25 protein-coding genes and 1 pseudogene are annotated in these 24,365 nt (G+C 62.9%); 9 read left to right on the forward strand and 17 right to left on the reverse strand.

Translation table 11 applies throughout. The features are described from left to right. Position 1 precedes the first annotated feature (1 nt). The 3 genes from P9239_RS02885 to P9239_RS02895 are packed head-to-tail and all read right to left on the reverse strand — an operon-like array spanning position 2 to position 1,984. Entirely contained in the window at positions 2–217 is a 216-nt protein-coding gene (locus P9239_RS02885) for a recombinase-like helix-turn-helix domain-containing protein (protein WP_404980164.1), read from the reverse strand. Next, on the reverse strand, positions 217–549 hold the full coding sequence (locus tag P9239_RS02890; protein WP_175942886.1) for a hypothetical protein: 333 nt from the start codon (positions 547–549) through the stop codon (positions 217–219). The genes P9239_RS02885 and P9239_RS02890 overlap by 1 nt, the downstream gene beginning before the upstream one ends. Positions 550–559: 10 nt before the next feature. Next, positions 560–1,984 (reverse strand): MFS transporter, encoded by a 1,425-nt coding sequence (locus tag P9239_RS02895; RefSeq protein ID WP_404980165.1) that lies wholly within the window; start codon positions 1,982–1,984, stop codon positions 560–562. A gap of 304 nt (positions 1,985–2,288) precedes the next feature. Between P9239_RS02895 and P9239_RS02900 the strand changes: the two genes are divergently transcribed. Both P9239_RS02900 and P9239_RS02905 read left to right on the forward strand, forming a co-directional pair. Then, positions 2,289–3,410: an FAD-dependent monooxygenase gene (locus P9239_RS02900; RefSeq protein ID WP_309748999.1), complete on the forward strand. Its 1,122-nt coding sequence runs from the start codon at positions 2,289–2,291 to the stop codon at positions 3,408–3,410. A 37-nt stretch (positions 3,411–3,447) separates the two neighbouring features. Further along, complete coding sequence (locus tag P9239_RS02905; protein ID WP_309749000.1) at positions 3,448–4,209, forward strand: IclR family transcriptional regulator; 762 nt, start codon at positions 3,448–3,450, stop codon at positions 4,207–4,209. A 42-nt stretch (positions 4,210–4,251) separates the two neighbouring features. Here the strand turns inward: P9239_RS02905 and P9239_RS02910 are convergent, their stop codons facing one another. After that, complete coding sequence (locus P9239_RS02910) at positions 4,252–4,539, reverse strand: hypothetical protein (protein WP_309749001.1); 288 nt, start codon at positions 4,537–4,539, stop codon at positions 4,252–4,254. A gap of 413 nt (positions 4,540–4,952) precedes the next feature. Between P9239_RS02910 and P9239_RS02915 the strand changes: the two genes are divergently transcribed. Together P9239_RS02915 and P9239_RS02920 are read left to right on the forward strand one after the other, a co-directional pair. Beyond that, positions 4,953–6,407, forward strand: coding sequence for a DUF1800 domain-containing protein (locus tag P9239_RS02915; protein WP_309749002.1), 1,455 nt, complete (start codon positions 4,953–4,955; stop codon positions 6,405–6,407). Positions 6,408–6,410: 3 nt separating this feature from the next. Next, entirely contained in the window at positions 6,411–7,562 is a 1,152-nt protein-coding gene (locus P9239_RS02920) for a DUF1501 domain-containing protein (protein WP_309749003.1), read from the forward strand. 150 nt (positions 7,563–7,712) lie between these two features. On the opposite strand, the gene P9239_RS02925 is transcribed toward P9239_RS02920, so the two are convergent. From P9239_RS02925 to P9239_RS02960, 8 genes are read right to left on the reverse strand one after another with little or no spacing between them, the layout of a single operon-like run. Continuing rightward, entirely contained in the window at positions 7,713–8,999 is a 1,287-nt protein-coding gene (locus tag P9239_RS02925) for an MSMEG_0569 family flavin-dependent oxidoreductase (protein WP_404980166.1), read from the reverse strand. Between the two features lie 22 nt (positions 9,000–9,021). Further along, on the reverse strand, positions 9,022–9,306 hold the full coding sequence (locus P9239_RS02930; protein WP_309749005.1) for an MSMEG_0570 family nitrogen starvation response protein: 285 nt from the start codon (positions 9,304–9,306) through the stop codon (positions 9,022–9,024). Positions 9,307–9,316: 10 nt separating this feature from the next. Continuing rightward, positions 9,317–10,474, reverse strand: coding sequence for an MSMEG_0565 family glycosyltransferase (locus P9239_RS02935; RefSeq protein ID WP_309749006.1), 1,158 nt, complete (start codon positions 10,472–10,474; stop codon positions 9,317–9,319). Next, positions 10,462–11,406, reverse strand: coding sequence for a sll0787 family AIR synthase-like protein (locus P9239_RS02940; protein WP_309749007.1), 945 nt, complete (start codon positions 11,404–11,406; stop codon positions 10,462–10,464). Before P9239_RS02940 ends, P9239_RS02935 begins: the two co-directional genes overlap by 13 nt. Then, positions 11,403–11,963 (reverse strand): MSMEG_0567/Sll0786 family nitrogen starvation N-acetyltransferase, encoded by a 561-nt coding sequence (locus P9239_RS02945; protein WP_309749008.1) that lies wholly within the window; start codon positions 11,961–11,963, stop codon positions 11,403–11,405. The genes P9239_RS02940 and P9239_RS02945 overlap by 4 nt, the downstream gene beginning before the upstream one ends. Before the next feature lie 2 nt (positions 11,964–11,965). Continuing rightward, positions 11,966–13,036 (reverse strand): MSMEG_0568 family radical SAM protein, encoded by a 1,071-nt coding sequence (locus P9239_RS02950; protein WP_404980188.1) that lies wholly within the window; start codon positions 13,034–13,036, stop codon positions 11,966–11,968. Then, the gene (locus P9239_RS02955; RefSeq protein ID WP_309749010.1) at positions 13,029–14,015 is read right to left on the reverse strand and encodes a Nit6803 family nitrilase; all 987 of its coding nucleotides are present in this window, start codon (positions 14,013–14,015) and stop codon (positions 13,029–13,031) included. The genes P9239_RS02950 and P9239_RS02955 overlap by 8 nt, the downstream gene beginning before the upstream one ends. Before the next feature lie 5 nt (positions 14,016–14,020). After that, the gene (locus tag P9239_RS02960) at positions 14,021–14,503 is read right to left on the reverse strand and encodes an MSMEG_0572/Sll0783 family nitrogen starvation response protein (protein ID WP_277189026.1); all 483 of its coding nucleotides are present in this window, start codon (positions 14,501–14,503) and stop codon (positions 14,021–14,023) included. Between the two features lie 346 nt (positions 14,504–14,849). On the opposite strand from P9239_RS02960, the gene P9239_RS02965 reads away from it, so the two are divergent. Beyond that, complete coding sequence (locus P9239_RS02965; RefSeq protein ID WP_309749011.1) at positions 14,850–16,241, forward strand: PLP-dependent aminotransferase family protein; 1,392 nt, start codon at positions 14,850–14,852, stop codon at positions 16,239–16,241. Between the two features lie 21 nt (positions 16,242–16,262). Here P9239_RS02965 and P9239_RS02970 read toward each other — a convergent pair whose 3' ends face one another. From P9239_RS02970 to P9239_RS02980, 3 genes are all read right to left on the reverse strand, one after another. Beyond that, entirely contained in the window at positions 16,263–16,865 is a 603-nt protein-coding gene (locus P9239_RS02970) for a phosphatase PAP2 family protein (protein WP_309749012.1), read from the reverse strand. 180 nt (positions 16,866–17,045) lie between these two features. Further along, positions 17,046–18,971, reverse strand: coding sequence for an AAA family ATPase (locus P9239_RS02975; protein ID WP_309749013.1), 1,926 nt, complete (start codon positions 18,969–18,971; stop codon positions 17,046–17,048). Between the two features lie 423 nt (positions 18,972–19,394). Further along, positions 19,395–20,024, reverse strand: coding sequence for a DsbA family protein (locus P9239_RS02980; protein ID WP_309749014.1), 630 nt, complete (start codon positions 20,022–20,024; stop codon positions 19,395–19,397). Positions 20,025–20,181: 157 nt separating this feature from the next. On the opposite strand from P9239_RS02980, the pseudogene P9239_RS02985 reads away from it, so the two are divergent. The 3 genes and pseudogenes from P9239_RS02985 to P9239_RS02995 form a co-directional block, all read left to right on the forward strand. Next, positions 20,182–20,397 (forward strand): annotated as a pseudogene (locus tag P9239_RS02985) (hypothetical protein); the annotation flags it as partial. A 115-nt stretch (positions 20,398–20,512) separates the two neighbouring features. Next, the gene (locus P9239_RS02990; protein ID WP_309749015.1) at positions 20,513–21,064 is read left to right on the forward strand and encodes a DUF4142 domain-containing protein; all 552 of its coding nucleotides are present in this window, start codon (positions 20,513–20,515) and stop codon (positions 21,062–21,064) included. A 112-nt stretch (positions 21,065–21,176) separates the two neighbouring features. Continuing rightward, complete coding sequence (locus tag P9239_RS02995) at positions 21,177–21,737, forward strand: DUF4337 domain-containing protein (RefSeq protein WP_309749016.1); 561 nt, start codon at positions 21,177–21,179, stop codon at positions 21,735–21,737. Between the two features lie 6 nt (positions 21,738–21,743). Here P9239_RS02995 and P9239_RS03000 read toward each other — a convergent pair whose 3' ends face one another. Then, complete coding sequence (locus P9239_RS03000; protein ID WP_309749017.1) at positions 21,744–22,280, reverse strand: histidine phosphatase family protein; 537 nt, start codon at positions 22,278–22,280, stop codon at positions 21,744–21,746. A 224-nt stretch (positions 22,281–22,504) separates the two neighbouring features. Between P9239_RS03000 and P9239_RS03005 the strand changes: the two genes are divergently transcribed. Further along, the gene (locus P9239_RS03005) at positions 22,505–23,800 is read left to right on the forward strand and encodes a divalent metal cation transporter (protein WP_309749018.1); all 1,296 of its coding nucleotides are present in this window, start codon (positions 22,505–22,507) and stop codon (positions 23,798–23,800) included. 264 nt (positions 23,801–24,064) lie between these two features. On the opposite strand, the gene P9239_RS03010 is transcribed toward P9239_RS03005, so the two are convergent. Then, the gene (locus P9239_RS03010) at positions 24,065–24,364 is read right to left on the reverse strand and encodes a hypothetical protein (protein WP_309749019.1); all 300 of its coding nucleotides are present in this window, start codon (positions 24,362–24,364) and stop codon (positions 24,065–24,067) included. Between the last annotated feature and the right edge of the window lies 1 nt (position 24,365).

Here is a 24,365-nt window from a genome sequence, read left to right on the forward strand (position 1 = left end):
TCTACTGTCCGAGCCGCGCCATTTCGGCACGAAAGTTCTCTTCGGTCCAGTTGTCGGCGTTTTGCGCGCGCGGTCCGAATTCGTTCAGATAGGCAACCAGTTCCGGCAGAACGGTGATGCCCTGCGCGAACGCGCGCTCGATTGCATCGCCCAGCAGGTTTTCGTACTGCGTCGGGGGACGCTGCCGCGCCTGATGCGGCTCCAGATATCGATCCATCATTTGCCTCCGTTACGAACCCGTTCGCGAATGCGTTCGCGCACGGGTACAAAATCATAAGTCGGGTAACACTCGGTGCTGAACACGCCCCACGCCGAACGTTCCAGTTCCACGTTCACGGCCGGCAGCAGCTTCGGCGGCACCTCCAGCGTCACGATCTGGCCGAAGCCCATCGCCACCGTCCACGACACGATCCTCACGCCTTCCGGCGGAAAACGGTCCCACCACTCGGCTTCCTTCAGCTTCGTCTGGATCGCATCGAGATTATTCGACTGGTCATGTCGCAGGAACACGGTGATGAGAACCGTATCCTGAGTCGCGTCTGAACTCACCGTTCTACTCCTAGTTTTCGAGCTGTTCGAGCACGAGGCCCTTCGTTTCCACGCCGAGCAGATGGATGACGATAGCGGCCACCAGCAGCACCGCGCCGAATGCCCAGAACGCCACGCCGATGTTCGTCGTGATGGTCTTCGAGACGAGCGCGGGCGCCGCAATCGCCGCGATCTTGAGCCACGCGCTGCCGACGCCGCAGCCGAGCGCGCGCACGCTCGTCGGATAAAGCTCGGGCGTGTAGACGTAGGCGGTGATGAAGCCGCAGCCGAGCAGCCCGAACGACAACGCGCAGAAGGTGCCGACCACATAGACGGAGCTGTCGCGGAAGATCGCCGCACAGAACAGCGAGATCGCGCACAGCACGAACGATACGTTGATGACCGGCTTGCGCCCGACCTTGTCGACGACGAGCGCGCACACCAGCGAGCCGATCACGCCGAGCACCGATGCGCCCACCGTCAGATTCAGCGCCAGTTGCAGCGGTGCGTGGTAGACGGCCCGGTAGATCGTCGGCAGCCACGTCAGCAGGCCGTATTGGATCACGCCGCATGTCATCCACAGCATGGCGACCGCGATCGTGCGCTTCAGATACAGCGGTCCGAACAGATCGCGCACAGTGCGCTTCGGGTGCTTGACCGACAGTTGCGCGAGACGGATGTCGTCGCCCTGCGGCAGCGGCGGCAGCGGGCCTTTGACGCTGGCTTCGAACGCGGCGAGCGATTGCGCGGCTTCCGTCATGCGGCCACGTTGACCGAGCCAGCGCGGCGATTCCGGCACGAGGCGGCGCAGCGTGAAGAACAGAATCAGCGGAATGCCGCCCACGAAATAGATGACTTCCCAGCCGAGCTTCGGTACGAGCCAGGCGCCGAGCGCATTCGATACCAGCAGGCCGATGGGAAAGATGATCTCGTACAGGAGCACGAAACGTCCGCGTCCGTGCGCGCGCGTGATCTCGCTGATATACGCCGCCGCGACGGGCAACTCGCCGCCGAGACCGATGCCCTGCGCCGCGCGCAACGCGACAAAGCTCGCATATGACGGCGCAAAGCCGCACGCGATACTCGTGATGCCGATGATCCCGGAACTCCACGCAATCGTGTTCACGCGGCCGAAACGCTCGGCGAGCGCGGGAAAAACGAGTGCGCCGATTAATTGCCCGACCGAACCCGCCGCGATCAGAAACGCGATCTGCGACGGCGACAAGCCCCACTTCGCGATGAGCATCGGCAACGTCGCGGCGATGGCGATGACGTCGAATCCATCGAAAAACGTCGCGCAGCCGATGAGCACGCGGGCGCGCACCTGCATGGCGTTGCCGGGCAGCCGCTCCATGCGCGCCACGATGCCGCCCATCGTCACGCGGTCCGAAGACGCGGCGACGCCCGCCCCTCCTGCACTGTTCACCTCGACATTCATGTCCATTGGATTTCGCATCGCCAATTTCGGGGTTGAACGGTCATCGTGGCCGCTGTCTTCGCGGCCACGTGTTCCGCATAGGGAACAACGATTCGTATATGGTGAATTCTACGCCCGCGTCTCCGTCAGAAAAAAAACATTTCGAGATCTTCAGGGAAAACACCGACGGTACGCAGATCAGCCACGGCGCGCGGGCTTGAGAAGCGGAGAAGTCAAGCATCGGCGCGCCGAAACCCGTTGCGAACAAAAATAAAAGCCCCTAGGCTGCGCATCGTTCACTTTCTTTTCACACCGTTCATTTTTGAACATATGCGAGGGCGCGATGTTGAAGGTCGGGATCAACGGCGGGGGAATCGGCGGGCTGGCGGCAGCCATCGCGATCAGCCGGGCGGGACATGAAGTGACCGTGTTCGAGCAGGCCGAGCAGTTCGGCCGCGTCGGCGCGGATATCAACCTGACGCCGAATGCCGTGCGCGCACTCGACGGACTGGGCATCGGCGAGTTGCTGCGCGAAACGGCGGCGCGTCCGACCGCGCGCATCAGCCGGATGTGGGACACGGGCGCGGAAACGTCGCGCCTGCCGATGTCCGACGAAGCCGAACGCCAATACGGCGCGCCGCAATTGACGATGCATCGCGCAGATGTGGTCAACGCGCTGGTTCAGGCGGTGCCGGGCGAGCAGTTGCGACTGGGGCGCCGCGTGACGGGATTCGAGCAGCGCGACGCGAGCGCAGCGGTGACGCTGGCTGATAACAGCGTGCATGCATTCGATCTCGTGATCGGCGCGGACGGCATTCATTCCGGTGTGCGCGAGTTCGTCTTCGGCGAAGACCGGCCGCAGTTCACGGGCATCGTCTCGTATCGCGCGGTGGTGCCGGCGACGCGGCTCGCCGGTATCGAACTGGGCGCCTTCGTGAAGTGGTGGGGCCCGACGCCGGAATCGCAGATCGTCACGTTTCCGCTGAATCGCGGGCGCGACGTCTTCATCTTCGCGACGACGGCGCAGACGGACTGGACGAACGAATCGTGGACCGCGCCCGGCGATCCGGACGCGCTGCGCGACGCCTACCGGCACTTCCACGCGGATGCCCGCGCCCTGCTCGCCGCCTGCGATACCGTGCTGGCGTCCGCGCTCTATGTGCGCGATCCGTTGCCGCTGTGGAGCCGCGGCAACTTCACGCTGCTCGGCGACGCCTGCCATCCGATGATGCCGTTCATGGCGCAAGGCGCAGGCATGGCGATCGAAGACGCCGTCGTGCTGTCGCGCGCGCTCGAAGGCGTGTCGCCGTCCAGGCTCGGCGCTGCGCTGAACCGCTACGAGAATGCGCGGCGCGAGCGCACGGCCCGCATTCAGGTCGGCTCGCGCGGCAACAACTGGCTCAAGGAAGGCGGCAACGCCGACTGGGTTTATGGCTACGATGCCTGGACCGTTCCTCTGGCATGATGCGGTCCTTTCTTCCGGCAACGAGCGCGCTTGAGCCATGACCGCAACCCATGAAAGACCGGCCGACACATCGGGCGCGGTCGAACGATCGCTGCGTTTGCTTCGCTTCATCGCCGAAGGCGGTTCCACACGCAACATCAGCGAGGCGGCGCGCCGCATCGGCGTGAATCGGGTGACGCTGATGCGCCTGATCGCGGTGCTCGAACAGGCCGGGATGCTCATCGCCGATGCCGCCGGGCATCGTCTGGGCATGCCGTTTCTGACGCTGGCCTCCGCTGCGCTCGGGTCGTCGAGTCTCATCGCCCGGGCGCGCGAGGTCTTGCCGGGTCTCGCGGCATCGACACGCATGTCGGCGTATCTCGTCGTGCGCGAGGCGCACGAGATCGTCTACTGGCTCGCCGAAACGCCCGATACGCCGCTCGTGAGCCAGATTCGCGTGGGCAGCCGTCTGCCTGCGTACCGTGCGACGCCCGGTCTTGCGATGCTCGCCTTGCTCGATGCCGGGGAAGTCGAGCGCATGTGCGAATCGTCGTGGCAAGAGCCGGATGCGCCCGCGTTCGAAGACTTGCGGGCGCGGCTCGAGCAGATCAAGGCCGATGGCTGCGCGTGGAGCCGATCGGGCCTCGAAGCGGGCATCGATTCATGCGCCGCGCCGATCGTCAGCGCCGATGGGCGCGTGCTCGCGGCGCTGAGCGTGGCCGGCCCATCGCAGATGTTCTCGCACGAGTCGGAACGCTCGAGAACGCTGGCCGAACAGGTGATCTCCGCTGCGCAGCAGATATCGACACTCGTGCTTTGACGGCTCCTGCGCGCGCATGGCCGTGACGGGCACCGCGGAGGACTAGCGCCTCACCACAGCATCGACGGGTTTCATCGCGGCGAGACCGCCACCGCCGAGTTGCCAGTCAGGTTGCGGCGGATCGCGCTCATCGACGTCGGCCATGCCGTACTCAATCGCGTAGCGTCTCGCTTGCAGTGCGCACGCGAACTGGCCCAGCCCACCGCTCGCACGCAGGCCACCAGCAGGCGTCCTGATAATGACCATCGCCGTGTACAGACCTCCGGCGTCTTCGACGGCGATCGCCGTCAGGACGAAGCCTTTATATAGCACTTCAGGATCGCTATTCATGGCCGCTCTCTCTCTCTCGATAAATTCGTTGTAGGTGTTTGTCCCAAATACTAAGAGGGATCGTTCATGAGTCATACCTTCGTTTTCCCTGACGCAGACGCGGGTCATTGCGTTATGTAAACGAACGTTCGACCGGCACGGCGCCACGCTTGCATGGATACATGGCTGACGTGATGCGCCGGGGAGGACGGTTCATTGCACGCATCGACTGCAAGCTCGTGTGCTTATCTAAGTAATGCTTTGGCTTCCTAATCATCTTGCAAGCCGAGCCGGGCACAGAGAGTAGACAAGCAAAACGTCAGTCAAGCCGTCCACGTTTGTAAGCCGCACACATGTAAAGTCGGAGCCGCAAGTCAACCGGCATTCGCGCGCCGCGTTTAGAACGTGTCATCCGAAACCGCTCCGGAGTTCACATGGCCATGGCCCCACAGCGTTCGCTCGCCGGGATAGCGGTCAACCGTTTCGGGCTCGGCGCGCGCCCGGGCGAAGCGCTGCCCGCCGATCCGCGTGGATGGCTGCTCGAACAAGCCGATCCAAAGCGCAGCGCATACCAGCCGATGCCGCCCGCGCTCGCGGATCAACCGACGAGTCTTGCGCTCGCCGCGGAGTGGGTGGAGCGCCAGCGCGCGGTGCTCGCCGCCAGAACGGGCGACGACCAGGCGGACAAGGCCGACGTCCGCAAGCAATACGCGAAGCAGCTTCGCGACGACTACCGCAGCGCCGTCGATGCCCGCGTCGTCAGCGCGCTGACCGCGAGCGCGCCGTTCGTCGAACGGCTGGTGCATTTCTGGGCGAACCACTTCGCCGTCTCGACCGAAAAGCCGCCGGTCGCCATGCTCGCCGGCTCTTTCGAAACCGAAGCGATCCGCCCGCACGTGCTCGGCCGCTTCGAGGACATGCTGATCGCGGCGGAGCGTCACCCGGCCATGCAGATCTTCCTCGATCAACCGCGCTCGATCGGTCCCGACAGTCCCGCCGTCGTGCGAGCCGCCATGCGCGATCCGGGTCAGAAGCGCGGCCTCAACGAGAATCTCGCGCGCGAGATCATGGAACTGCATACGCTCGGCGTGCGCACCGGCTATACGCAAGCCGACGTCACCGAATTCGCGCAGGCGCTCACTGGCTGGAGTGTCGGCTTGATGGGACCCAACGCGCGACCGAACGCGGGACCGAACGCGGGCAAGAATCCCGGCGATCCCGCGCTGCCCGGCCAGTTCCTGTTCCGTGCGCGCGTGCACGAGCCGGGCGTCCGAACGATCATGGGCAAAGAGTACGGGCAGACCGGCGAAGCGCAGCCGCTCGCGGTGCTGCACGATCTGGCGACGTCGCAGGCCACAGCTCAACACGTCGCGGAAAAGCTCGCGCGCCACTTTGTCGCCGATACGCCGCCGCCCGCGCTCGTCGCCCGCATGGCGCGCGCCTTCACCGAGACGGACGGCGATCTGCCGAGCGTGTACCGCGTCATGATCGAATCGCCGGAAGCGTGGCCTGACACGCCGTCCAAGTTCAAGTCGCCGTGGGACTGGACCATCTCATCGCTGCGCGGGCTCGGACGCACCGACCTGCACGGCATGCAGGCCGGGCCGCTTCTGACGCAACTCGGCCAGCCTGTATGGCGTCCGGGCTCGCCTGCCGGTTACGACGATATCGCCGCGACCTGGGCCGCACCCGATGCGCTCGTGCGCCGCGTTGAAGTGGCGCAGCGACTCGCATCGTTCACGAGCGACACGGTCGATGCCCGCGCGCTCGCCCCGCAGCTGCTGCCCGGCTCCTTGTCCGATGCCACCGCAATGGCCGTTGCCAGCGCGGAAAGCGCGCAGACGGCGCTCGCGCTTCTGCTCGTGTCGCCCGAATTTCTGAGGAGATAACCGATGATCACGCGTCGCCGATTCATCCAATGCGCCGGCGTCGGCGCGGGCGCCATGCTCGTCGCGCCGCAACTCGTGCTCGCGTCGGCAGAAACCGACAGGCGCTTCGTCTTCGTGATTCAGCGCGGCGCGGCGGACGGGTTGAACATCGTCGTGCCATACGGCGATCCGGCGTATGCCGCCTTGCGCGGGCCGCTCGCCATCGATGCAACGACTGCGCTCAAGCTCGATGGCACGTTCGCGCTTCACCCCTCGCTCGTCCGCACGGCGAAGCTCTACGCCGACAAAGAGGCGCTGTTCGTGCATGCCGTCGCCTCGCCGTATCGCGAACGCTCGCATTTCGACGGCCAGAACGTGCTCGAGACCGGCGCAAGCGCGCCGTATCGGCTGAAGGACGGCTGGCTCAACCGGCTCGTGTCCATGCTGCCGCCCTCGCGCGCGAACGCCATCGCGTTTGCGCCGACCGTACCGCTCGCCTTGCGCGGCCGCACCGACGTGACCTCGTACGCGCCGTCGTCGCTACCGCAGGCGCCGGACGACCTGATCGCGCGCGTGTCCCGGCTCTATGCGGGCGACGCGCAGCTTCATTCGCTATGGGATGCGGCGATGCAGGCCCGCGGCCTCGCCGCCGATGCGGGCGCCCGTCAGGATCCCGGGAGCCTCGGCAAGCTGGCGGCGAGCTTCCTGAGCAAGCCGGACGGTCCACGCATAGCGATGATCGAAACCGGCGGCTGGGACACGCACAGCGCGCAGAACCCGCGCCTCGCGGCGCAACTCAAAGCGCTCGACACCATGATCGGCGCACTCGCCGATGGCCTCGGCGCGCATTGGACCAATACGACGGTCGTCGTCGCGACGGAGTTCGGCCGCACGGCGGCGGCGAACGGCACGGGCGGCACGGACCACGGCACGGCGTCGGCCGCGATGATTTTCGGCGGCGCAGTGGCAGGCGGCCGCGTGCTGGCGGATTGGCCGGGGCTCGGCAACGGCGCGCTGTATCAGTCGCGCGATCTGAAGCCGACGGCGGCGCTGGACGCGGTGATCGCGAGCGCGGCGGGAGAGACTTTCGGTATCGATCCCAAGCGCGTGTACGCAACGCTGTTTCCCGAGCTTGGCAGGACGTCGTTCGATGGGACTATGCTGCGGGCGTCATAGGGGAATGAGGCAGGCTTAGGCGAAGAAAAACCGTAGTGGGCTCGTTCCCGTCCACGATGCAAGCCGGAAACGATCTGCCGCTAGTGAGATGCTTCGCCTTTCTGTTCAACACGTCGACGCACTTCAACCCGCTGGCCGCACACTAGCGGTCTATGACCGCACCACGCACGCATCGACGCCTGAAGCGCGCCTCGATTCATCCCTGCTCGCGCGTTCGGTGCAGATGACATCGACGATGTATTGCGCATCTCGCGCAACGCCGGAGAAGCGGCCAGAGCCCCACGTATGCAGCCACGGCAGGCCGATGAAATAGACGCCGGGCACAGCCGTCACGCCACGCAGATGCGAAGGATGGCCTCTCCCGTTGAAGACAGGCACGTCTAGCCAGCCGAAGTCCGGCCTGAAGCCGATGCACCACACTACCGCAGCAATACCGCTCGCCTGCAGGTCCAGTTCCTCGCGCTCGGCCTGCGGTTCCCATAGCGGCTCATAGCGCGAGGCAGGCGGAGCATCGATGCCGTGCCGCTCGATAAATCCGTCGATACTCGCGTTGATGTTGTTGTACGTCTTGTCCGCGTTGTCCAGAGCGGTGCGTAGATTCGGTGCGAAGCGCAGCTTGCCGTCGCGCAGGTCGTCCAGTCGCCCGAACAACTCCATCCCTTCGAGCGCGAAGCGGCGCAAGTCGATATCGCGCCCACCGTCGCGACCCGTAACGTAGTGATTCGTGTTGTCACGCACGCCTTCGCGCAGTGGATGATCCGTCACGGGCATGTCGTAGTAGCGCATGTCCGCGAGCCAATCGACGACATCGCGCCCGCGATAAAAACGCGCGCAGCGCGGCGCTTCGCCCACTGCGAGATGAACCTTGCGGCCCGACAGGTGCAGATCTTCCGCGATCTGCGCGCCGGATTGCCCGGAACCTACCACCAGCACCGCGCCCGGCGGCAACGCATCCGCGTTTCGATAGTCCGACGACTGCACTTGCACGATGTTAGCGGGCAATCGCTCGGCCAGGCGCGGCACGATAGGCTCATGATAGCCGCCCGACGCAACGACGATCTGGTCGGCCGTGAAAGCGCCGCGCGTCGTCTGCACGTCATATCGACCGTTTCCGTCGCGCTTGATACGCGTCACCGCCGTGTTCTCTTGCACCGGCGCGTTCACCTTCGCGATGAAGCCGTCGAGATACGCAATGATCTCGTCCTTCTTCATGAAGCCGTGCGGATCGTCGCCCGTGTATGGATGACCGGGCAGCGCGCATTGCCAGTTCGGCGTCACGAGGCAGAACGTGTCCCAGCGCTGCGTGCGCCACGTATGCGTCAGAGTGTGCTTCTCGATGACGAGATGATCGATGGCCGACTGCTGCAGAAAGTGGCTGACCGATAGCCCCGCCTGTCCGCCGCCGACGACGATCACGCTGTAGTGAGGGTTCGACATGGTCATGATCCTCAACGAAGTGTCATTCGAATCCGAGTACGGTGACGTGTGCGTCGCTTGTATCGCTGAAACGGCTCGCGTCCTCTTCGATGCGCGCAAGCTGATCCATCGCCGCCGAGCACGCAAAGCCGAACTTCGCACGCACACGTTCCGAGCCTATGGTCAAGGCTTTGCGCGAGCGCGCAACGAAGTCATCGACGGTATAGCGGCTGCCCGCGGTGAAGAACTCGCCGACGACCGTCGAGGGCGAATAGCAGTTGGCTTCCACGCCATCGGGCCAACGAATGCGAAAGTGCATGACTGGCATTGGATCGTCCTCAGTCGTGTGTGAGCAGTGCATCCGCGAGCCACTGCCGGTAAATGTCGAGATGACGGTGTGCACTGGCTTGCCACGTGTAACGTTCGAGCAGCGCCGGCACGGCATGATCGAAGTCGATGCCGCCCGTATCAGTCAGTGCGCGCGCGATGTCATGCGGGTCCTGCGGGTTGGCGAAGACGCAGGTGCGATCGTCGAGATACTCCGTGAACGGTGCGATCTCCGATACGACCACTGGACGTCTGCTTGCCAGCGCCTCCAGCGCGACGAGGCCGAAGCCTTCACGCAGCGAGATCATCGTCACGACATCGGCGATGCGGAATAATGCTGGCATCGCGGCATCTTCCAGCGCTCCGGTGATGACGATGGGCGTGCCGCTCGCGCTCGAAGGCAGGTTTAATTGCGCGGCGCGTGCAAAGAAGCGGCGCGCATAGGTATCGTGATCCAGCAAGCTCGCGCCGCCAGCGAGCACGAGTTGCGCGGATGGGTTCGCAGCGCGCAGCAGTGCAAACGCTTCAAGCAACATCGACGTGTTCTTGCGTTCCTCGATGCCGCCGACAGCGAGCACGACCGGTCCGCGTCCCGAGATGCCGAAGCGTTCCCGCACGGCGCCGCAATCCACGGGCGCGCGGTATCGGCTCACATCGATGCCATTGCTGACGGTCCTTGCATCGATGCGGTACGTCTCGCGCATGATGCGTGTCCACGTATCGCTCACGCACAGCACTTCGTCGGCGTCACGCCATGCGCGATCTTGCCAATGAGACAGTCGCGAGTCGTCGAAACGATCGAGGTGATGCACCGTGCGGATAAAGCCGCGTACACCGCCCTCTTCTTTCAGCTCGGCGAGTGCGTTGCCGCTGATGCTGTCCTGTGCGTGATGCACATCGAAAACCTGACCCGCCAACGCGGCTTTCAACGCACGAATGCGCTCATCGACCATCTGCGCCATATCGCGCTTTCCTTCCACGCGCGCAAGCACGACAGGAAACGGCGTCGTGCGAAACATGACCTCGTTCTCACGCGCCGGCGCAAAGACCGTCACCTCATGACCGCTGTCGTGCAACGCATGCGCAAGCTCGAGCGTATGCACGACGCCGCCGCGCGGATTCACCGAATGCGTGAGCAGCGCAATGCGCAACGCCTTCATCGCGCACATATGAACGGCTCCTCGCGCAGGTTCCATAGCAGCGCGCTTTCGTGTGCGCGCGTGACGACGACTTCATGCGATGCGTCGACTTGTCCGATCACGGCGCATGCCAGCGAACGCGACGCGAAGCGGGCGAGCACCGCATCCACATGCTCGCGACGCACCGACAGTACGAAACCGAAGCTCGGGAACGCATTGAGCCAACGTTCGAAATCCGCATCGTCGGGACGTGGCACGGCATCCAGATCGATGCGTGCGCCCGCTTTCGAACATTCGAGCAACATCAGCGCAGTGCCGAGCACGCCGCCCATGCTGATGTCTTTCGCGGCATCGCACAGGCCCGCTTCAGCGAGCGCCGGCAACAACTCGAAGTCACCGCGTGCGCGGCCGTCTGGCGCGCTCACCGAGGCGTTCCAGAACGGATACGGGTCCTCGTATTTGCCACGTAGATCGACTGCCATGATGAGCGCATCGCCGGGCCTCGCGACGAAACTCGTCAGCAACTTACGCGCGCGTCCGACGATCGATACCGCGAGTTGCGCGCCATCGCTTCGCACGTTCGTGTGTCCGCCGACGATGGGCACGTCATACACTTTCGATGCCGCCGCCATGCCTGCGAGCACATCGTGGGCTTCTTCGGCGCTGCCGCTCCATAGCGCATCGACGATGGCAATCGGGCGGCCGCCCATCGCATAGATATCGCTGACATTGACCATCACGCTGCTATAGCCCGCGAACCATGGCATCGCGCGAACGAAGTCGCTGACCATGCCTTCGATGGCGAAGAGCAGATAGCCGTCGCCGTCAGGAATGGCGGCGCAGTCGTCGCCGATGGCAACGGCCGGATGCGGCAAGCGCGACAGCACGCCGGATATATCGCGCTTGTGACGAAAGCCGCGGCTTTCGCGCAGGCGCTCGACGATGCCTTGCAGCGCACTCACGACGCTCTCCGCGCCAACGCGACAAAGCCGCTTTGCGGCGTGGCGCATGGCGGATACGCATCGAGGTCGGCCTGCATCAGATGATGCGCGCGACCGAAGAGGGCTTCCTCTCTGATCGACGTCCAGTTCAGACGCTGAAACAACGGCACATTCTGCGCCTGCACATGGGCGAGAAACGTCTTGCAGCCTCGTGCATGCGCGCTCGATACCGCGAGGCGAATCAACGTCGCGCCGATCCTGGCGTGCGACCGGAACGCCGCATGTACCGCGAGCCGCGAGCCGAACCATACGCCCGGCGATTCTTCGTGAATGCGCACCGTGCCGACCACCTGCTCGGGCATGCCTGCCACGCAGCTCGAAGCCACGAGCAGTCGCGCGTGCGTATCGATATCATCGCGGTCATCGCCCACGAAGATGCCTTGCTCCATGCAGAACACCGCGCGACGCAGCTTGTACGCCTCCTGCACTTCCCAAGGCAGCGTCGCCCATTTCACGCGAAACTCGACCGGGGCGTAGTCGGGTTCGACGACATCATCGACGGTATCGGCGATCACCATGCTCACACCTCGTACGATGAAAGAGAAGAACACGCGCCGCATTTTCCGCAGCCCGCCTTGATGTCGGCGGATCGCATGTCGGCATCGGCCAGCATCGCGCCGATGGGCGCGAGCACCGAGCGCATGAACTCGGGCGTCGGCGCAGGATGGTCTTCGAGCGGTGTCCCGCTGATCGGCACGAATGGCACGACGAACGGATATACGCCGATGTCGATCAGATCCCGCGCCATATCGACGATGGCCGATGCGCCGTCGCCAAGGCCCGCGAGAATGTACGTGCTCACTTGTCCGCGCCCGAACACTTTCACGGCGGCATGGAAGGCCTCCATGTAGCGCGAGACCGGCACGGTCGCCTTGCCCGGCATGATGCGCTCGCGGACCTCCGGGCTCACTGCTTCCAGATGCATGCCGAGCGTGTCGATGCCGCTCGCTTTCATGCGCTCGAACCATTGATCGTCATCCGGCGGTTCGCATTGCGCCTGAATCGGCAAATCTACCGCTGCCTTGATGCCGAACGCACTCTCGCAGAGAATCTGTGCGCCGCGATCCGGCGTCGGCGGGGTGCCTGTCGTGAGGACCATATGCTTCACGCCATCGAGCAACACGGCGGCGCGCGCGACTTCCGCGAGTTGCTCGGGCGTCTTGCGCGCGATCGTGCGCCCCGCCGCCAGCGACTGCCCGATCGCGCAGAACTTGCACGACTTGCGGCGGCTTTCATAGCGAATGCAGGTTTGCAGCACCGTCGTCGCGAGCACGTCCTTGCTGTGCAAAGTCGCTATATGCGGGTACGGTATGCCGTCGAGCGTTTGCATCGAATAAAAGCGCGGCGCGCTCGGAAAACTGATGGATGCAATCGGAATGGCATGGCGCATGAGTGCGCTGTTCCCGTCGGCATCCGGTTGACCGGCGACGAACGGCGAGTCCCACGCGGTGCTCGTATGCACCGGCACCATGATGGTCACGCCGTCGACCGTCACCGCCTTGTGGTCGGACGGACCGGCGCCGCCGCGGCGGCTCGATACTCCCGCGCGCGGATCGACGAGCCGAAGGCCCGCGGACTGCAATTCAGTCATCAATTGCCGGCTCGATGCCGGCAGGTTCTCTCTGGCGCTCATCGTCTGTCGTTTCCTTGAATGTCGTCACGGGCGATGCAGGGCGATCGTTGATCGCAAGACTCAGCAGTTCGGGCCGCGCATAATGGCCGACCGAATCCATCATGCGTTTGCGCTTGGTGATGAGGGACATGTCGAGATCGGCGATCACCATGCCTTCGCCTTCCCGCAACGGCTCCGCCAGATGCTGACCTTCCGGCGACACGATTGCCGTGTTGCAGCCGCCGCGCAATGCGCGTTGCAAGCTGGGATCGGGCGTGATGGCTTCGATCTGCGCATCGGTGAGCCATCCCGTTGCATTCACGACGAAGCAGCCCGATTCCAGCGCATGATGTCGGATGGTCACTTCGATCTGCTCGGCAAAGATGGGACCCACCAGTGAGCCGGGAAACTGACTGCAATGGATCTCTTCGTGCTGCGTCATCAACGCGTAGCGCGCGAGCGGGTTGTAATGCTCCCAGCACGCGAGCGCGCCGACGCGGCCCACTTGCGTTTCGACCACCTTGAGTCCTGCCGCATCGCCCTGGCCCCAGATCATCCGCTCGTGAAACGTCGGCGTGATCTTGCGGCGCTTGAGCAGGAGCTTGCCGTCCGTATCGAAGACGAGCTGCGTGTTGTACAGACTGCCGTGGTCGCGCTCGTTGACGCCGAGCACGACGACCATCTGCGCCGTGCGCGCACGCTCCGCGACGGCCTGTGTCACCGGCCCCGGAACGACGACCGCGCGCTCGTAGAGCTTCATGTGATCCGCGCCCGATGCCACCGGCGCGCGCACGAACGAGAAGTACGGGTAGTACGGCACGAAGGTCTCGGGAAACACGATCAGCCGCACGCCCTTCGCTGCAGCTTCGTCGATGGCCGTGCAGACCTTGTCGAGCGTGCCTTCGGGACGCTCGAAGTCGGGTGTGATCTGCACTGCGGCGGCGCGTATGGAACGCATGACGATCACACGGTCCAGGTGTGAATGATGAGCGCGTTCTCCTTGCGGTGTAGCAACTGGATATCGAGCACGTCGAGCGGATTGATCGGCTTGATGCCTTCGATAAGCGACGCTTCACCATGACCATAAAGCGCCTGCAGCGCGAAGCGGCACGCATACACCTTGCCGCCTTCGGCCATGAACTTCTGCAGTTGCTTGTTGAAGTTGAGATGGCCGGGAAAGGCTTCGTCGCCGAGCGTGGGAAAGCCACGCTGCAGTCCGAGCGTGACACCCGGACCATACAGCAGCACCGATGTATCGAAGCCCTTGCGTTGCAGACGCGTTGCCTGCAGGAGATTCACGAAGCCGATTGATCCTTCGAACGCAACCGTATGAAACGTGACGAGCGCCTTCTCGCCGGGTTCGGCCTTCACATCTTCGAAGACCTTCTCTTCATAGTCGACCAGATAATCGCCGTTCTTGTGAAGCGGTTGGGTGACTGCGGGCATGGCATTCTCCGTTGGCGGGTGACGTCTCGATGAAGTCCGATGTGGCGAGCCATCAAACGCAACGGGTATGCCAATGATTGGCCCGCGAAATGCAATCACTCTGCAATCAAGTAAAACGAACGCACTTGCGCGACACGAAAATTTTTAGAAAACGCCTTGCGGAAAGGGGTTTTCGCGCTTCTGACGCAAGTCACACCTTCTTCGGGCGCGCACGCTTTCAGCGCACCGGCGCGTGGGCGTGGTGCGATTCACACTAAAGCCGTGCATCAATGCAATCAATGCGATCAAGTTGCATCGCCGCGTGAGATGCTTATGCTTGAGCGATCGATCCGCGAAGGACACACGAATGGCCGAGACGTCGCATCACTGGATTCGCAAACTCGAAGAAAGCCGGAAGCCGGCTTATCTGGCCATTCCGGATCTCATCGAGGAAGACCTGGCGAGCGGCCGACTGCGTCCGCGTGACCGGCTGCCGGGCTTGCGCGACCTCGCCGAAGCGCTGAATCTCAACTACACGACCGTTGCGCGCGCCTATGCCGAAGCGCGAAGGCGCGGTCTGCTCGATGCACGCGCCGGCAGCGGCACCTTCGTGCGCGGGAGAACGCAGAGCCTGCCGCTTGCAGGTGGAAGCAGCGTCGAGATGTCGATGAACATGCCGCCCGAACCGCCCGCTCTTGCCGCGCGCCTTCGCGAGTCGGCGGCGCGGATCATGCGCGATGCCGATCCGTACCAGCTATTGCGTTATCAGGACTTCGGTGGCATGGCGGCCGACCGCGCAGCGGGACGTCGATGGCTCCAGGCACGTGTGCCCGATTGCAGCGACGATACGATCCTCGTTTGCCCCGGTATCCATAGCGCACTGGTGGCGCTCATCTCACAGCTTGCACGCACGGGTGAGACAGTCTGTCTAGATACCCTCGCGTATCCGGGCATCAAGGCGATTGCCTCGCAACTAGGCGTGAAGTTACAGGCTCTTGCTCGTGACGATGAAGGTCCGCTGCCGCATGCGTTCGAGGCGTTGTGCAAGACGGAGAAACCCGGCGGGTTCTATTGCAACCCGACCTTGCAGAACCCGAGCACTTTGACGCTGAGTCAACAACGCCGGGAAGCGCTCGCCGACGTGGCGCTGCGTTATAACGTACCGATCATCGAAGACGAGCCTTACGGCATGCTGCCCATCGATGCGCCCGTTTCCCTCGCCACGCTGGCGCCGGAACTGACGTATCACATCACGGGCTTTTCGAAGACCTTCGGTGCGGGGTTGCGCGTGGCTTTTCTCAAGGCGCCGACATCGCGACAGACACAGCGCATCGCGGGCGCATTGCGCGCAACAACGGTGATGCCGAGTCCGTTCACGGTTCTGCTCGCGACACACTGGATCAACGATGGAACGGCATTGGACGTACTCGACGCAATCCGCGAGGAAGCAATGGCGCGTCAGTCAATCGCAACGCAAACACTGAGCGGTTTGCCTTTCGATGCCGATGCTCACGGCTTCCATTTATGGCTGCCCGTGCCGGCTGCCTGCGATTGGAGCGCGTCGGAGCTGGCGCTGCAGTTGCGCAGTCAGGGAATCGGCGCGGTGGCGGGGGCCGCGTTTTCCACGGACGGGAATCCGCCGAACGCGTTGCGGCTGTGTCTGGGCGGTCCGCAGAACCGGGAAGATTGTCGTGAGGCATTGACACGGGTCGCCGACATGCTGGCCGATCCTCATCACTTGCATGCGACGATGTTGTGATGCGCGATGTTGTCGTTGCGCCTAAGGCGCGAGCCATCCGCGGCTGATGGGCCACGCTAGCAGCCTGCGGTACAGCGCATTCAACATGCGCATCAAGCTGTCCCCGGCGCGGTTCCAAAGCGGCTTGACGAGCACATGGCCGACGCACGCGAACGCGAGCGCGCCAGCCATGTCGAGCGGGAAATGCACGCCGATGCGCACCCGCGACCACGCAACCGCCAGACCCGCGAGCGCGATCAGGGCGCCGCACCGACGCAAGCCCATGAAGAGGAACGTCAACACGACGCTTGCGAAGACAGTCGCGTGGTCGCTCGGAAAGGACGAGTCGGGCGCATGTTCCATGAACGTATGTCCGAGCCCGATCATGAATGGCCGTGGATGCGTCCACACGAGACCTATGAGTTGAGCCAGACCGAGCGCGAGAAAGGTGACGCAACATGCCCGCACGGCGGCCGCCCGCTGAAGGCTGCTGCCGAATAACCACGACAGCGCCAGCAGCGCGGGAATCAGGTAGATGAAGTCATTCGCGACGAACAGCGCAATATCGATTTGCCCTATCGGCGTGGCGGGCGTCGCGTTGATGGAGAGGAACAGGGCACGGTTAAATGCTTCGAGTGGATTCATGTAGCGGGTTCACGATGCCAGAGAGTGAAGCGATCCTAGCCCGCGAACCTTATGCGACGCTTAGCGCGCTGACGCCGTGACGCAGCGCCTACCCGCTGACTTTTCGAATAGAGAAGCAGCGCCGCGCGAAAGTCGGCGCAAGCCAAAGCGCGGCGCATGGAGGCGCCGCACCGAGATGCATCAAGCCGCGAGCACTTCGTCGATTGCGCCAATATCCGCGATGCGCTTCACAGCCGCCGCATGTTCGCGAATCAGCCGGTACACGGTTTCACCCGGAACGGTTTCCGATTCGAGCAGTTCATCCGCAATCGCGCGAAGCACCGGCTCATTCGCCTTGAGCAACGCGAAGCAGGCATCGTTCAGATCGGACAGAAGTTCATTTGCGTGGCCGATCGCCGTCTTCAACTGCAGGCCCGCCACCTGTTGCGGCAACGCGGCGAGGCTGAACAGATTCCCTTCGGCATTGAAGCCGAACTTCGACACCATATCCAGCCCGATGCGCGAAGCTTCCTGCAGGTCCTGCGCCGCGCCGCTCGATGCTTCGTTGGACATCAGCAGTTCCGCGTTGCGTCCGCCGAGCAGCACCTGAATCTCGTTACGCATTTCAGTTTCGCGATACAGATGCTTGTCCTGCGCTTTCGTGATGAGAGCGACACCCAGCGCGCCGCCGCGCGGCAGAATGGTGACTTCTTCGAGCACGCCGGTGTTCAGCAGCGCAGCAACCAGCCCGTGCCCGGCTTCGTGAATCGCGATGCGCGTGCGTTCGTCATCCGACAGCGCGCGCTCCGCACCGTTGATGTCGCCGATGCGAGCGATCTTGATCGCCTCGACGAAGTGCTCCGCCGCGACTTCTCTATCGCCGGCTTTGCGTGCGACGAGACCCGCCTGATTCACAATCATCGCGAGCGTGGCCGGGGAAAGCCCTGTGGTAAGACGCGCGAGTTGCGCGAAGTCGATATCGCCGGCCTTGGTTTTCAGATTGGCCGCGTAAAAGCGCAGGATCTTCTCGCGGTCCTCGATATCGGGCAAACGAACCTGAATGGTCCGGTCGAAACGCCCGGGGCGACGCAGCGCCTCGTCGAGGTTGTCGGGGTGATTGGTCGCTGCAACGATGATGACGCCTTCGTTGGACGCGAAGCCATCCATCTCGGCAAGCAGCTGGTTGATGATGCGGTTGCTCTCCGCTTCGACAGGACCGCCGCCCGTATCCGTGCGCTTGCCGAGGCCATCCGCTTCGTCGATGAAGATGACCGTGGGCGCATTCTTGCGCGCGAGTTCGAACAGATGCTTCACCTTCTGAATGCCGACGCCATAGTACTTGGCGCTGAAATAGCTGCCTGTGATGGCGATGAAGTTCGCGCCGCATTCGCCCGCGAGCGCCTGCGCGAGACGCGTCTTGCCGACGCCCGGCCCGCCAGTCATCAGAATGCCGCACGGCGCGCGCACGCCCATGCCTGTGAATTGCGCGGGTTCGGTCAGCCACGCGCGCACGTCCGCGAGCGCGGCTTTCGCTTCGCCTGCGCCGATGACGTCGTCAAAGCGCATCGTCGGCGATTTCGCGAGCAGTTGCGCGCCGCCGCGCATCTCGCGGCGCATGAACCACAACAAGCCGCCGACCATCACAACCGGCAACAAGATGCTCAGCAGATCGCGCAGACGATTGAAGTCGTCGTCCCATCGTGCCATACCCGTCTGAACCTTCGCATCGGGCAGCCAGATTAACTGGTAAGGCGTGGCTTCTCCGGACTTCAGATCGCCAGCGAGAAGCGCATTCGAGAAGGCGCCGTTATGGTCGGCGACGTAGTACTTCTCGCCGCGCTGCGTCGAAACGAGGATCGCATCGCGGCTCACGCCGATGGCGGCCACATCGCGCGCACGTATATCGCTCATCAACTGAGAGACGTCTTTCTCGCGATGGGTCCAGGGCGCCGCGTCGGCGCGCATTGCACTTGCCACGCCGGGCAGTGCGAGCGGTTCGTGCTGCGCGGCTTCGACATGATGCCGCCAGGCGACCGCGCTCGTGGCCGCGATCAGCACGGCGAGCGTGACGCCGCATGCGATGAAGCGGCCGACGCGTGACCGCAAAAGATTCCTTACCGGTTTCATCTGGCAAATCCTGGAACGAGTCCGCGACGGCGGCCGTTCTTTTGGCGGCGCGAAAGCGCCCGGGTATATGTGAGGGTGTTGCTTCGGTGGTGGGATGCCCGGCCGACATGGCGTGACGATTGACCTTGAACCGCAGAAAGAATGTGCGTGGCACTGCCTGTTCTTACGGCACGCGGCGGGGCTTCTTGATGCCTGACGCGCGAGCGGTAATTTCTTCTCCGCGCTTTAGGCATGAGAGCGCCACTGCACGCTATGAGAGTATCACAGCATTCGCCGTCGCTTTTATTCGGTAATAAATGCTGCAACGGCGGTAGTCATTTGAACGCGATTCAGTTCGGTCTTCGGTGACAAAGCTTGGCGAATGAACGACTATCCACACCGCGCAAGCGTGCGATGACTGCAGGCGGCGCGCAAAGCCGACGTTCAGCGCTCGCCTCGCCGCACTCCGACCTCGGTGCGCGCGGCCGCCGCATACTCGGGATCATCGAACAGCTCGGGCCGCGAACAGAATTCATCAGCCCACCTAATCGTATCGCTTCCCCAGAATAGCCGGCCACGCAGGATCAGCGTCGGCACGCCGAAGACGCCGAGATCGATTGCGCGCTGCGTATTGTCCCGGAGTTGCCTTTTCGCGTCCGCCGATGCGGCGCGTTGTTCTGCATCGTCGACACCCAATCGCTCCGCGAGCGCCGGGAAGTCGAATTCGGGATCACGCCCATCGGCGAAAACGAGGTCGAGCGCCTTCCCGACATCGTCATGTTTCGAGCCCAAAGACACGAGCAGGCGTTGCGCGGCGAGCGGATTGAACGGATGACGCGGCGGCATCTTGAATGGAATACCTTGCCGTCTTGCGAGCCAGACGCAGAATTGATACGTATGAATGCGCTTCGAGGGAAGCTCGGCTGGTCCCAACGTTCCCCAGTGCTTGAGCAGCGCGGCGAAAAGAATGGGCACAGGCCGGATGTCGAGCTTGTCGCGCAGCGTTTCCAGGCTGTGAAAAGCCAGATAAGAAAACGGAGATACAACGTCGAAGAACCATTCGGCCTTTTCCATCTTCGCCCTCCTTCTTCGCGGTTGACGATCATTATCGCCAACTCGCGATCACGCTGCCATCAGCACATTCGCGAGGCGTCGACCACGCACCGCACGCGTCCCTTGCGGTTCGACCTTTCAATGCGCCGGAACCAGCGCATCAGTGGAAATGCTCTGCACCACCAGCCAGTTCGCCGAGAAACTCAACGACGGACTCGTCGCGTTGCGCGGCGAGATGCCGACTAACTTCGCGTCCTTTTTGCGCGCGTGCTGTCTGCGTTATTTGTCGATGCGTGAAGCAAAAAAGCTTGTCGCGAAGCTGGATGCACGTGTCGCGTCGGCTTCGTCGACTTCTTACAGTGATTACGATCTGCATGTGCTCAAGGCGGTCTGAAGCGCCCGCCTTTTGCGTGGCCTCGTGGCGTGCGGAATACATCTTGCTGTCTTCGAAGAGCCTCACAGCGCGGCCGGGCAAGCGTCGTCGGAGGGACAAACAGGGAGAATGCAAGATGGACGTACAGAGATCTTTCGTGCTTCGCGCCGGCCGGCAGCGTTTGATCGCCGTTTGCGGTGCGACGTTATTCGCGGTGATGGCGGCGTCGGCTTCGCTGACGCAGGCGGCCACGAGCGACAACGCCGAAAAGTTCCTCGCCGATGCGCTACAGGATGGCCGCGCGGAAATCGAGACTTGTCAGCTTGCGCTGAAATCGTCGCACGATCCGGCGGTGCAAGCGTTCGCGAAGCGCATGATTCAGGATCATCAGGCGATGGATGACCGGATACTCGCGCTCGCGAAGCAAAAGGGCTATCGCATGCCCGACAAGATTTCCGTGACTCAACGTGCGACTTACATTGCGCTAAAGCCGCTCAGCGGCCATGCGTTCGACAGCCTCTTCATGAAGCATAACGTTTCTGACCACGAGTCCGATATCAAGCTCTTCAGCGACCAGGCGGTACATGCCAGCGATGAGGACGTGCGCAAGCTTGCTGGCGACGGTGTCGAGACCTTGCGCGAGCATCTTCTGCTTGCGAAGCAGACGGACGCGGCACTGAAAAAGTAGGCTCCTTCACTCCGATATAAGGCTTTCTTCTCTGCGCGTTCAATGTGCGTTGCGATAAGATCGCGAAGTCTCCAATCCAAGGGCATCGCTTCTCGCTGCCGCGTCGATTCTCATGTCCCATGAACACGCACCGCACGACCATCTTGTCGAACATGCCGCTCATGCCGGCGATCCGCTGTCGCGTTGGGTAGCCGTCTTTACTGCAATCCTTGCGGCGTTGTCGGGGCTTCTTCATTATGAGGAAGGCGTCTTGCAAACGCAGGCGCTGATCTTCAAGAACGATGCCGTGCTCTTGCAGAGTAAGGCGAGTGACCAGTGGAGCTACTATCAGGCGCAATCCAGCAAAGGGCACTTGATGGAGTTGGCGGCCGAGCTGGCGCCTCGAGAACGGCAAGCGTTCTATCGGAACGAGATCGCCAAGTACGAAGACCGGAAGAAGGAGATTTTGGCCAAGGCGCGCGAGCTGGAGAAAGAGGTCGAAGAATCGAATCGCCGTTCCGAGGCGAAAGAGCATCCGCAGCATTTGTTCGGGCAGGCGCTCGCCTGGCTGAGCGTCGCCATCTCGCTCGCGGCCATCACCTCGCTCACGGGCAGCCGCAAGCTCTTCTGGCTTGCAGGGCTCATGGGTGCTGCGGGACTAGGCGTTTCCGTCTTCGCCTTCCTTCAGCTTTGAGCTGTCTCATCGCGTCGGACAGGATGTCGATTGACCATTCAATCCTTCTTGTTCGACGGCGAATGACACAGCGGGATCCCCGGCGCGATGACTGACGCGCACGACATAGATGCTGTCGAAGTCCGCGCTGGCCCATGCCGGCACGCTCGACGCGTCTCCGCCTAACCGTTTGACGATGCGCCGCGCCGTCTCCTCGATGAGCGCGTGCTCCCACGCAACGACCACTAGCGAGTTGCGGTAGGTCGGCGCAAGCAAGGTATCGGCGAGCTTGTCCACTTCCTTGAAGCCGAGCGATGCGTTGACGGGCAAACCAAAATAAATGGCCGTCGGCTCGATGGTCGCGAGAGGACGCACATAGTCGTATTTCGTCCCGCGGTCTTTCTTCTGTTTCGCCGGATCGGGAGCGAAGATGCCGTCTGGTCGGCCGTACTTCGTTTCGATGACTCGCGGTAAAGCCAGCGCCCGATTCAATCCCTGACAAGAAAGCTGTCCGAGTCCTTGATCGGGCTTTTCGCCGTGCCGAACCATGACGATGGTCTGCACCGAGTCATCGGCAGCGAATGCGCACAATGGCGCACACGCCGAACCGAAAAGACTGGTCGTTGCGAATGCGGATGCGAGAGGTCGAGCTTTCATTGGGAGAGCCGATAAAGGAAGCTGGCAGATTCTAACAAGCCCCGCAAGGCAGGCACGAACGCTGACCGTCGGCCGTTACGCGGTAGGAACGATTCATGCGGACGCGCGTCTGAAACGCCCACAAGTTCGCCATGTTTTTTCCTCATAACAAGTCGGCTGCGAAGAGTGACACGCACGCAAGCGGGCGCCGAGCGCATTCGTGGGCGGCGCACGTCGGCCCGGGACTCACGACGATTGCCTCGGACAACGATCCCAGCGGCATCGCCACTTATACGCTCGCAGGCGCCTGGTATGGCTTCGATCAACTATGGGTCTGCGTGCTCTCCTATCCGTCGACCGTCGCGCTGCAACTCATCGCCGCGCGCATTGCCGCGATCACGGGGCGAGGCCTCACTGCGAACATGCGCCAGCACGACTGGCCTCCGTTCTTTTACTTTGCCGTCGCACGCTTTCTCATTGCCAATACGTTCAATATTGCCGTCGATGTGCTCGCCATGGGCGCCGCGCTGCGGGCCTTGAGCGGTGGATCTCTCGTATTGCTCACGTTGCTGTCGGGATGCGCATCGCTCGCTCTGCAATGGAGCATCGCCTATGCACGCTACGCCAAGTTCCTCAAGTGGCTGACGCTCGCAATGTTCGCGTATGCCGGCGTCCTTCTCCTGGTCGATGTGCCGTGGCATGCGGTTGCGAGGCGTCTGTTCGTTCCGCGCGTCGTCTGGTCGGAAAACTATATGACGATGTTGATCGCGGTGTTAGGCACGACTGTCAGTCCTTATCTGATGTTCGCGCAAGCCGAACAGGAAGCGCGGGACGTCGGAGAGAACGAGGCGTCGCGCCGGCAGGCATTGGATCGAAAGATGGGCGGAATGCGCCGCGATATACTGCTTCGAACGCTCCTGTCCAATGCAGTCTCCGTATGCGTGATGATCGCGGCGGCGGCGACGCTGCATCTCATGCAGTCGACGCCACCCGGCGACACGGTGCAACTGGACCGCGTGCTCGAGCCGCTCGCGCACAGCTATGCGGGCCACGTTCTCGCACTCGCGCTTTTCGGATCGGCACTTCTCGCGCTTCCGCCGCTGGCGGGGTCTGCTGCGCAGGCGGCCGCAAGCTCGTTCAACTGGGAAACCGGCGAACGGCGCGACACGCGGATCGCCTGGCTGCTCGTCGCGACCATGATGCTTGGCATGGCGGTCGCCGTGGCGCTTGCGTTTTTTCATATCGACCCGGTGCGGGCGCTTTACTGGAGCGCCGTGCTCAACGGCATGACAGTGACACCCGTTCTCGTTCTACTTGTCTTGCTCAGTTCGAGCCGTGAAGCCGTAGGCGACCTAGCCGCGCACTGGACGCTACGGGCGCTCAGTTGGCTCGCGGCGCTTGGGACAGCGGCCGCCCTTATTGCGCACTCAGTGCTTGAGTTTCTTTGACGTCATCCCGCGTTCGATCTCGCGCCCGTGATGTGTATTCACGGCTACACAGTCGTTCATCCCGTAGACACAACGCGTCGGTCTTTGCTTCCGGAAGATTGACCGGCCCAGTACATCAGTCCCAGCATTGCGAGTACTGCACAAGGCATCCACGAATGACCGAGCCAATCGGCCGGGCAATGCTGGCCGTCGCTGACAAGACATGAGTACATCCCTCCGCGCAAAAGCGGGCATCGGAGACAAGCCTCGCTGATGCGACTCCGCTCAATCGCGAGGCGTAACGTTCGCCTTATTGCCGGCCAGCGGCGCGCCATAGCCGCCGTCGTTCGCGTTGTTAGGCAGGCCGTTGACCATCTGGGCGCGCGGATCGGCAGGGTTCAGGTTCAACTCGCCAGCCTGAACATTGCCATGCGAGGGGTACTGGCTGCCAAGGGGCGCGCTCGGCATCAGCTTCGGATCATTTTGCTGCGCACGCATATCGGTTTCCGGACTCTGGTGGGACTGAGCCAGAGCAGATTGCGTCGTCAGACTCAAGGCTGCGAAGACAAACACGAACTCTTTCATG

The organism is Caballeronia sp. LZ062 (genome assembly GCF_031450785.1).
Classification (GTDB): domain Bacteria; phylum Pseudomonadota; class Gammaproteobacteria; order Burkholderiales; family Burkholderiaceae; genus Caballeronia.

Coding starts and splice junctions, on each gene's coding strand:
- P9239_RS02905 (WP_309749000.1), top strand. CDS start 3,448: ATGACCGCAACCCATGAAAGACCGGCCGACACATCGGGCGCGGTCGAA.
- P9239_RS02980 (WP_309749014.1), bottom strand. CDS start 20,024: ATGGAAAAGGCCGAATGGTTCTTCGACGTTGTATCTCCGTTTTCTTAT.
- P9239_RS02885 (WP_404980164.1), bottom strand. CDS start 217: ATGGATCGATATCTGGAGCCGCATCAGGCGCGGCAGCGTCCCCCGACG.
- P9239_RS03005 (WP_309749018.1), top strand. CDS start 22,505: ATGTTTTTTCCTCATAACAAGTCGGCTGCGAAGAGTGACACGCACGCA.
- P9239_RS02995 (WP_309749016.1), top strand. CDS start 21,177: ATGTCCCATGAACACGCACCGCACGACCATCTTGTCGAACATGCCGCT.
- P9239_RS02915 (WP_309749002.1), top strand. CDS start 4,953: ATGGCCATGGCCCCACAGCGTTCGCTCGCCGGGATAGCGGTCAACCGT.
- P9239_RS02965 (WP_309749011.1), top strand. CDS start 14,850: ATGGCCGAGACGTCGCATCACTGGATTCGCAAACTCGAAGAAAGCCGG.
- P9239_RS02960 (WP_277189026.1), bottom strand. CDS start 14,503: ATGCCCGCAGTCACCCAACCGCTTCACAAGAACGGCGATTATCTGGTC.
- P9239_RS02975 (WP_309749013.1), bottom strand. CDS start 18,971: ATGAAACCGGTAAGGAATCTTTTGCGGTCACGCGTCGGCCGCTTCATC.
- P9239_RS02895 (WP_404980165.1), bottom strand. CDS start 1,984: ATGCGAAATCCAATGGACATGAATGTCGAGGTGAACAGTGCAGGAGGG.
- P9239_RS02925 (WP_404980166.1), bottom strand. CDS start 8,999: ATGTCGAACCCTCACTACAGCGTGATCGTCGTCGGCGGCGGACAGGCG.
- P9239_RS02900 (WP_309748999.1), top strand. CDS start 2,289: ATGTTGAAGGTCGGGATCAACGGCGGGGGAATCGGCGGGCTGGCGGCA.
- P9239_RS02910 (WP_309749001.1), bottom strand. CDS start 4,539: ATGAATAGCGATCCTGAAGTGCTATATAAAGGCTTCGTCCTGACGGCG.
- P9239_RS02950 (WP_404980188.1), bottom strand. CDS start 13,036: ATGACTGAATTGCAGTCCGCGGGCCTTCGGCTCGTCGATCCGCGCGCG.
- P9239_RS02970 (WP_309749012.1), bottom strand. CDS start 16,865: ATGAATCCACTCGAAGCATTTAACCGTGCCCTGTTCCTCTCCATCAAC.
- P9239_RS02935 (WP_309749006.1), bottom strand. CDS start 10,474: ATGTGCGCGATGAAGGCGTTGCGCATTGCGCTGCTCACGCATTCGGTG.
- P9239_RS03010 (WP_309749019.1), bottom strand. CDS start 24,364: ATGAAAGAGTTCGTGTTTGTCTTCGCAGCCTTGAGTCTGACGACGCAA.
- P9239_RS02990 (WP_309749015.1), top strand. CDS start 20,513: ATGGACGTACAGAGATCTTTCGTGCTTCGCGCCGGCCGGCAGCGTTTG.
- P9239_RS02955 (WP_309749010.1), bottom strand. CDS start 14,015: ATGCGTTCCATACGCGCCGCCGCAGTGCAGATCACACCCGACTTCGAG.
- P9239_RS02930 (WP_309749005.1), bottom strand. CDS start 9,306: ATGCCAGTCATGCACTTTCGCATTCGTTGGCCCGATGGCGTGGAAGCC.
- P9239_RS02920 (WP_309749003.1), top strand. CDS start 6,411: ATGATCACGCGTCGCCGATTCATCCAATGCGCCGGCGTCGGCGCGGGC.
- P9239_RS02945 (WP_309749008.1), bottom strand. CDS start 11,963: ATGGTGATCGCCGATACCGTCGATGATGTCGTCGAACCCGACTACGCC.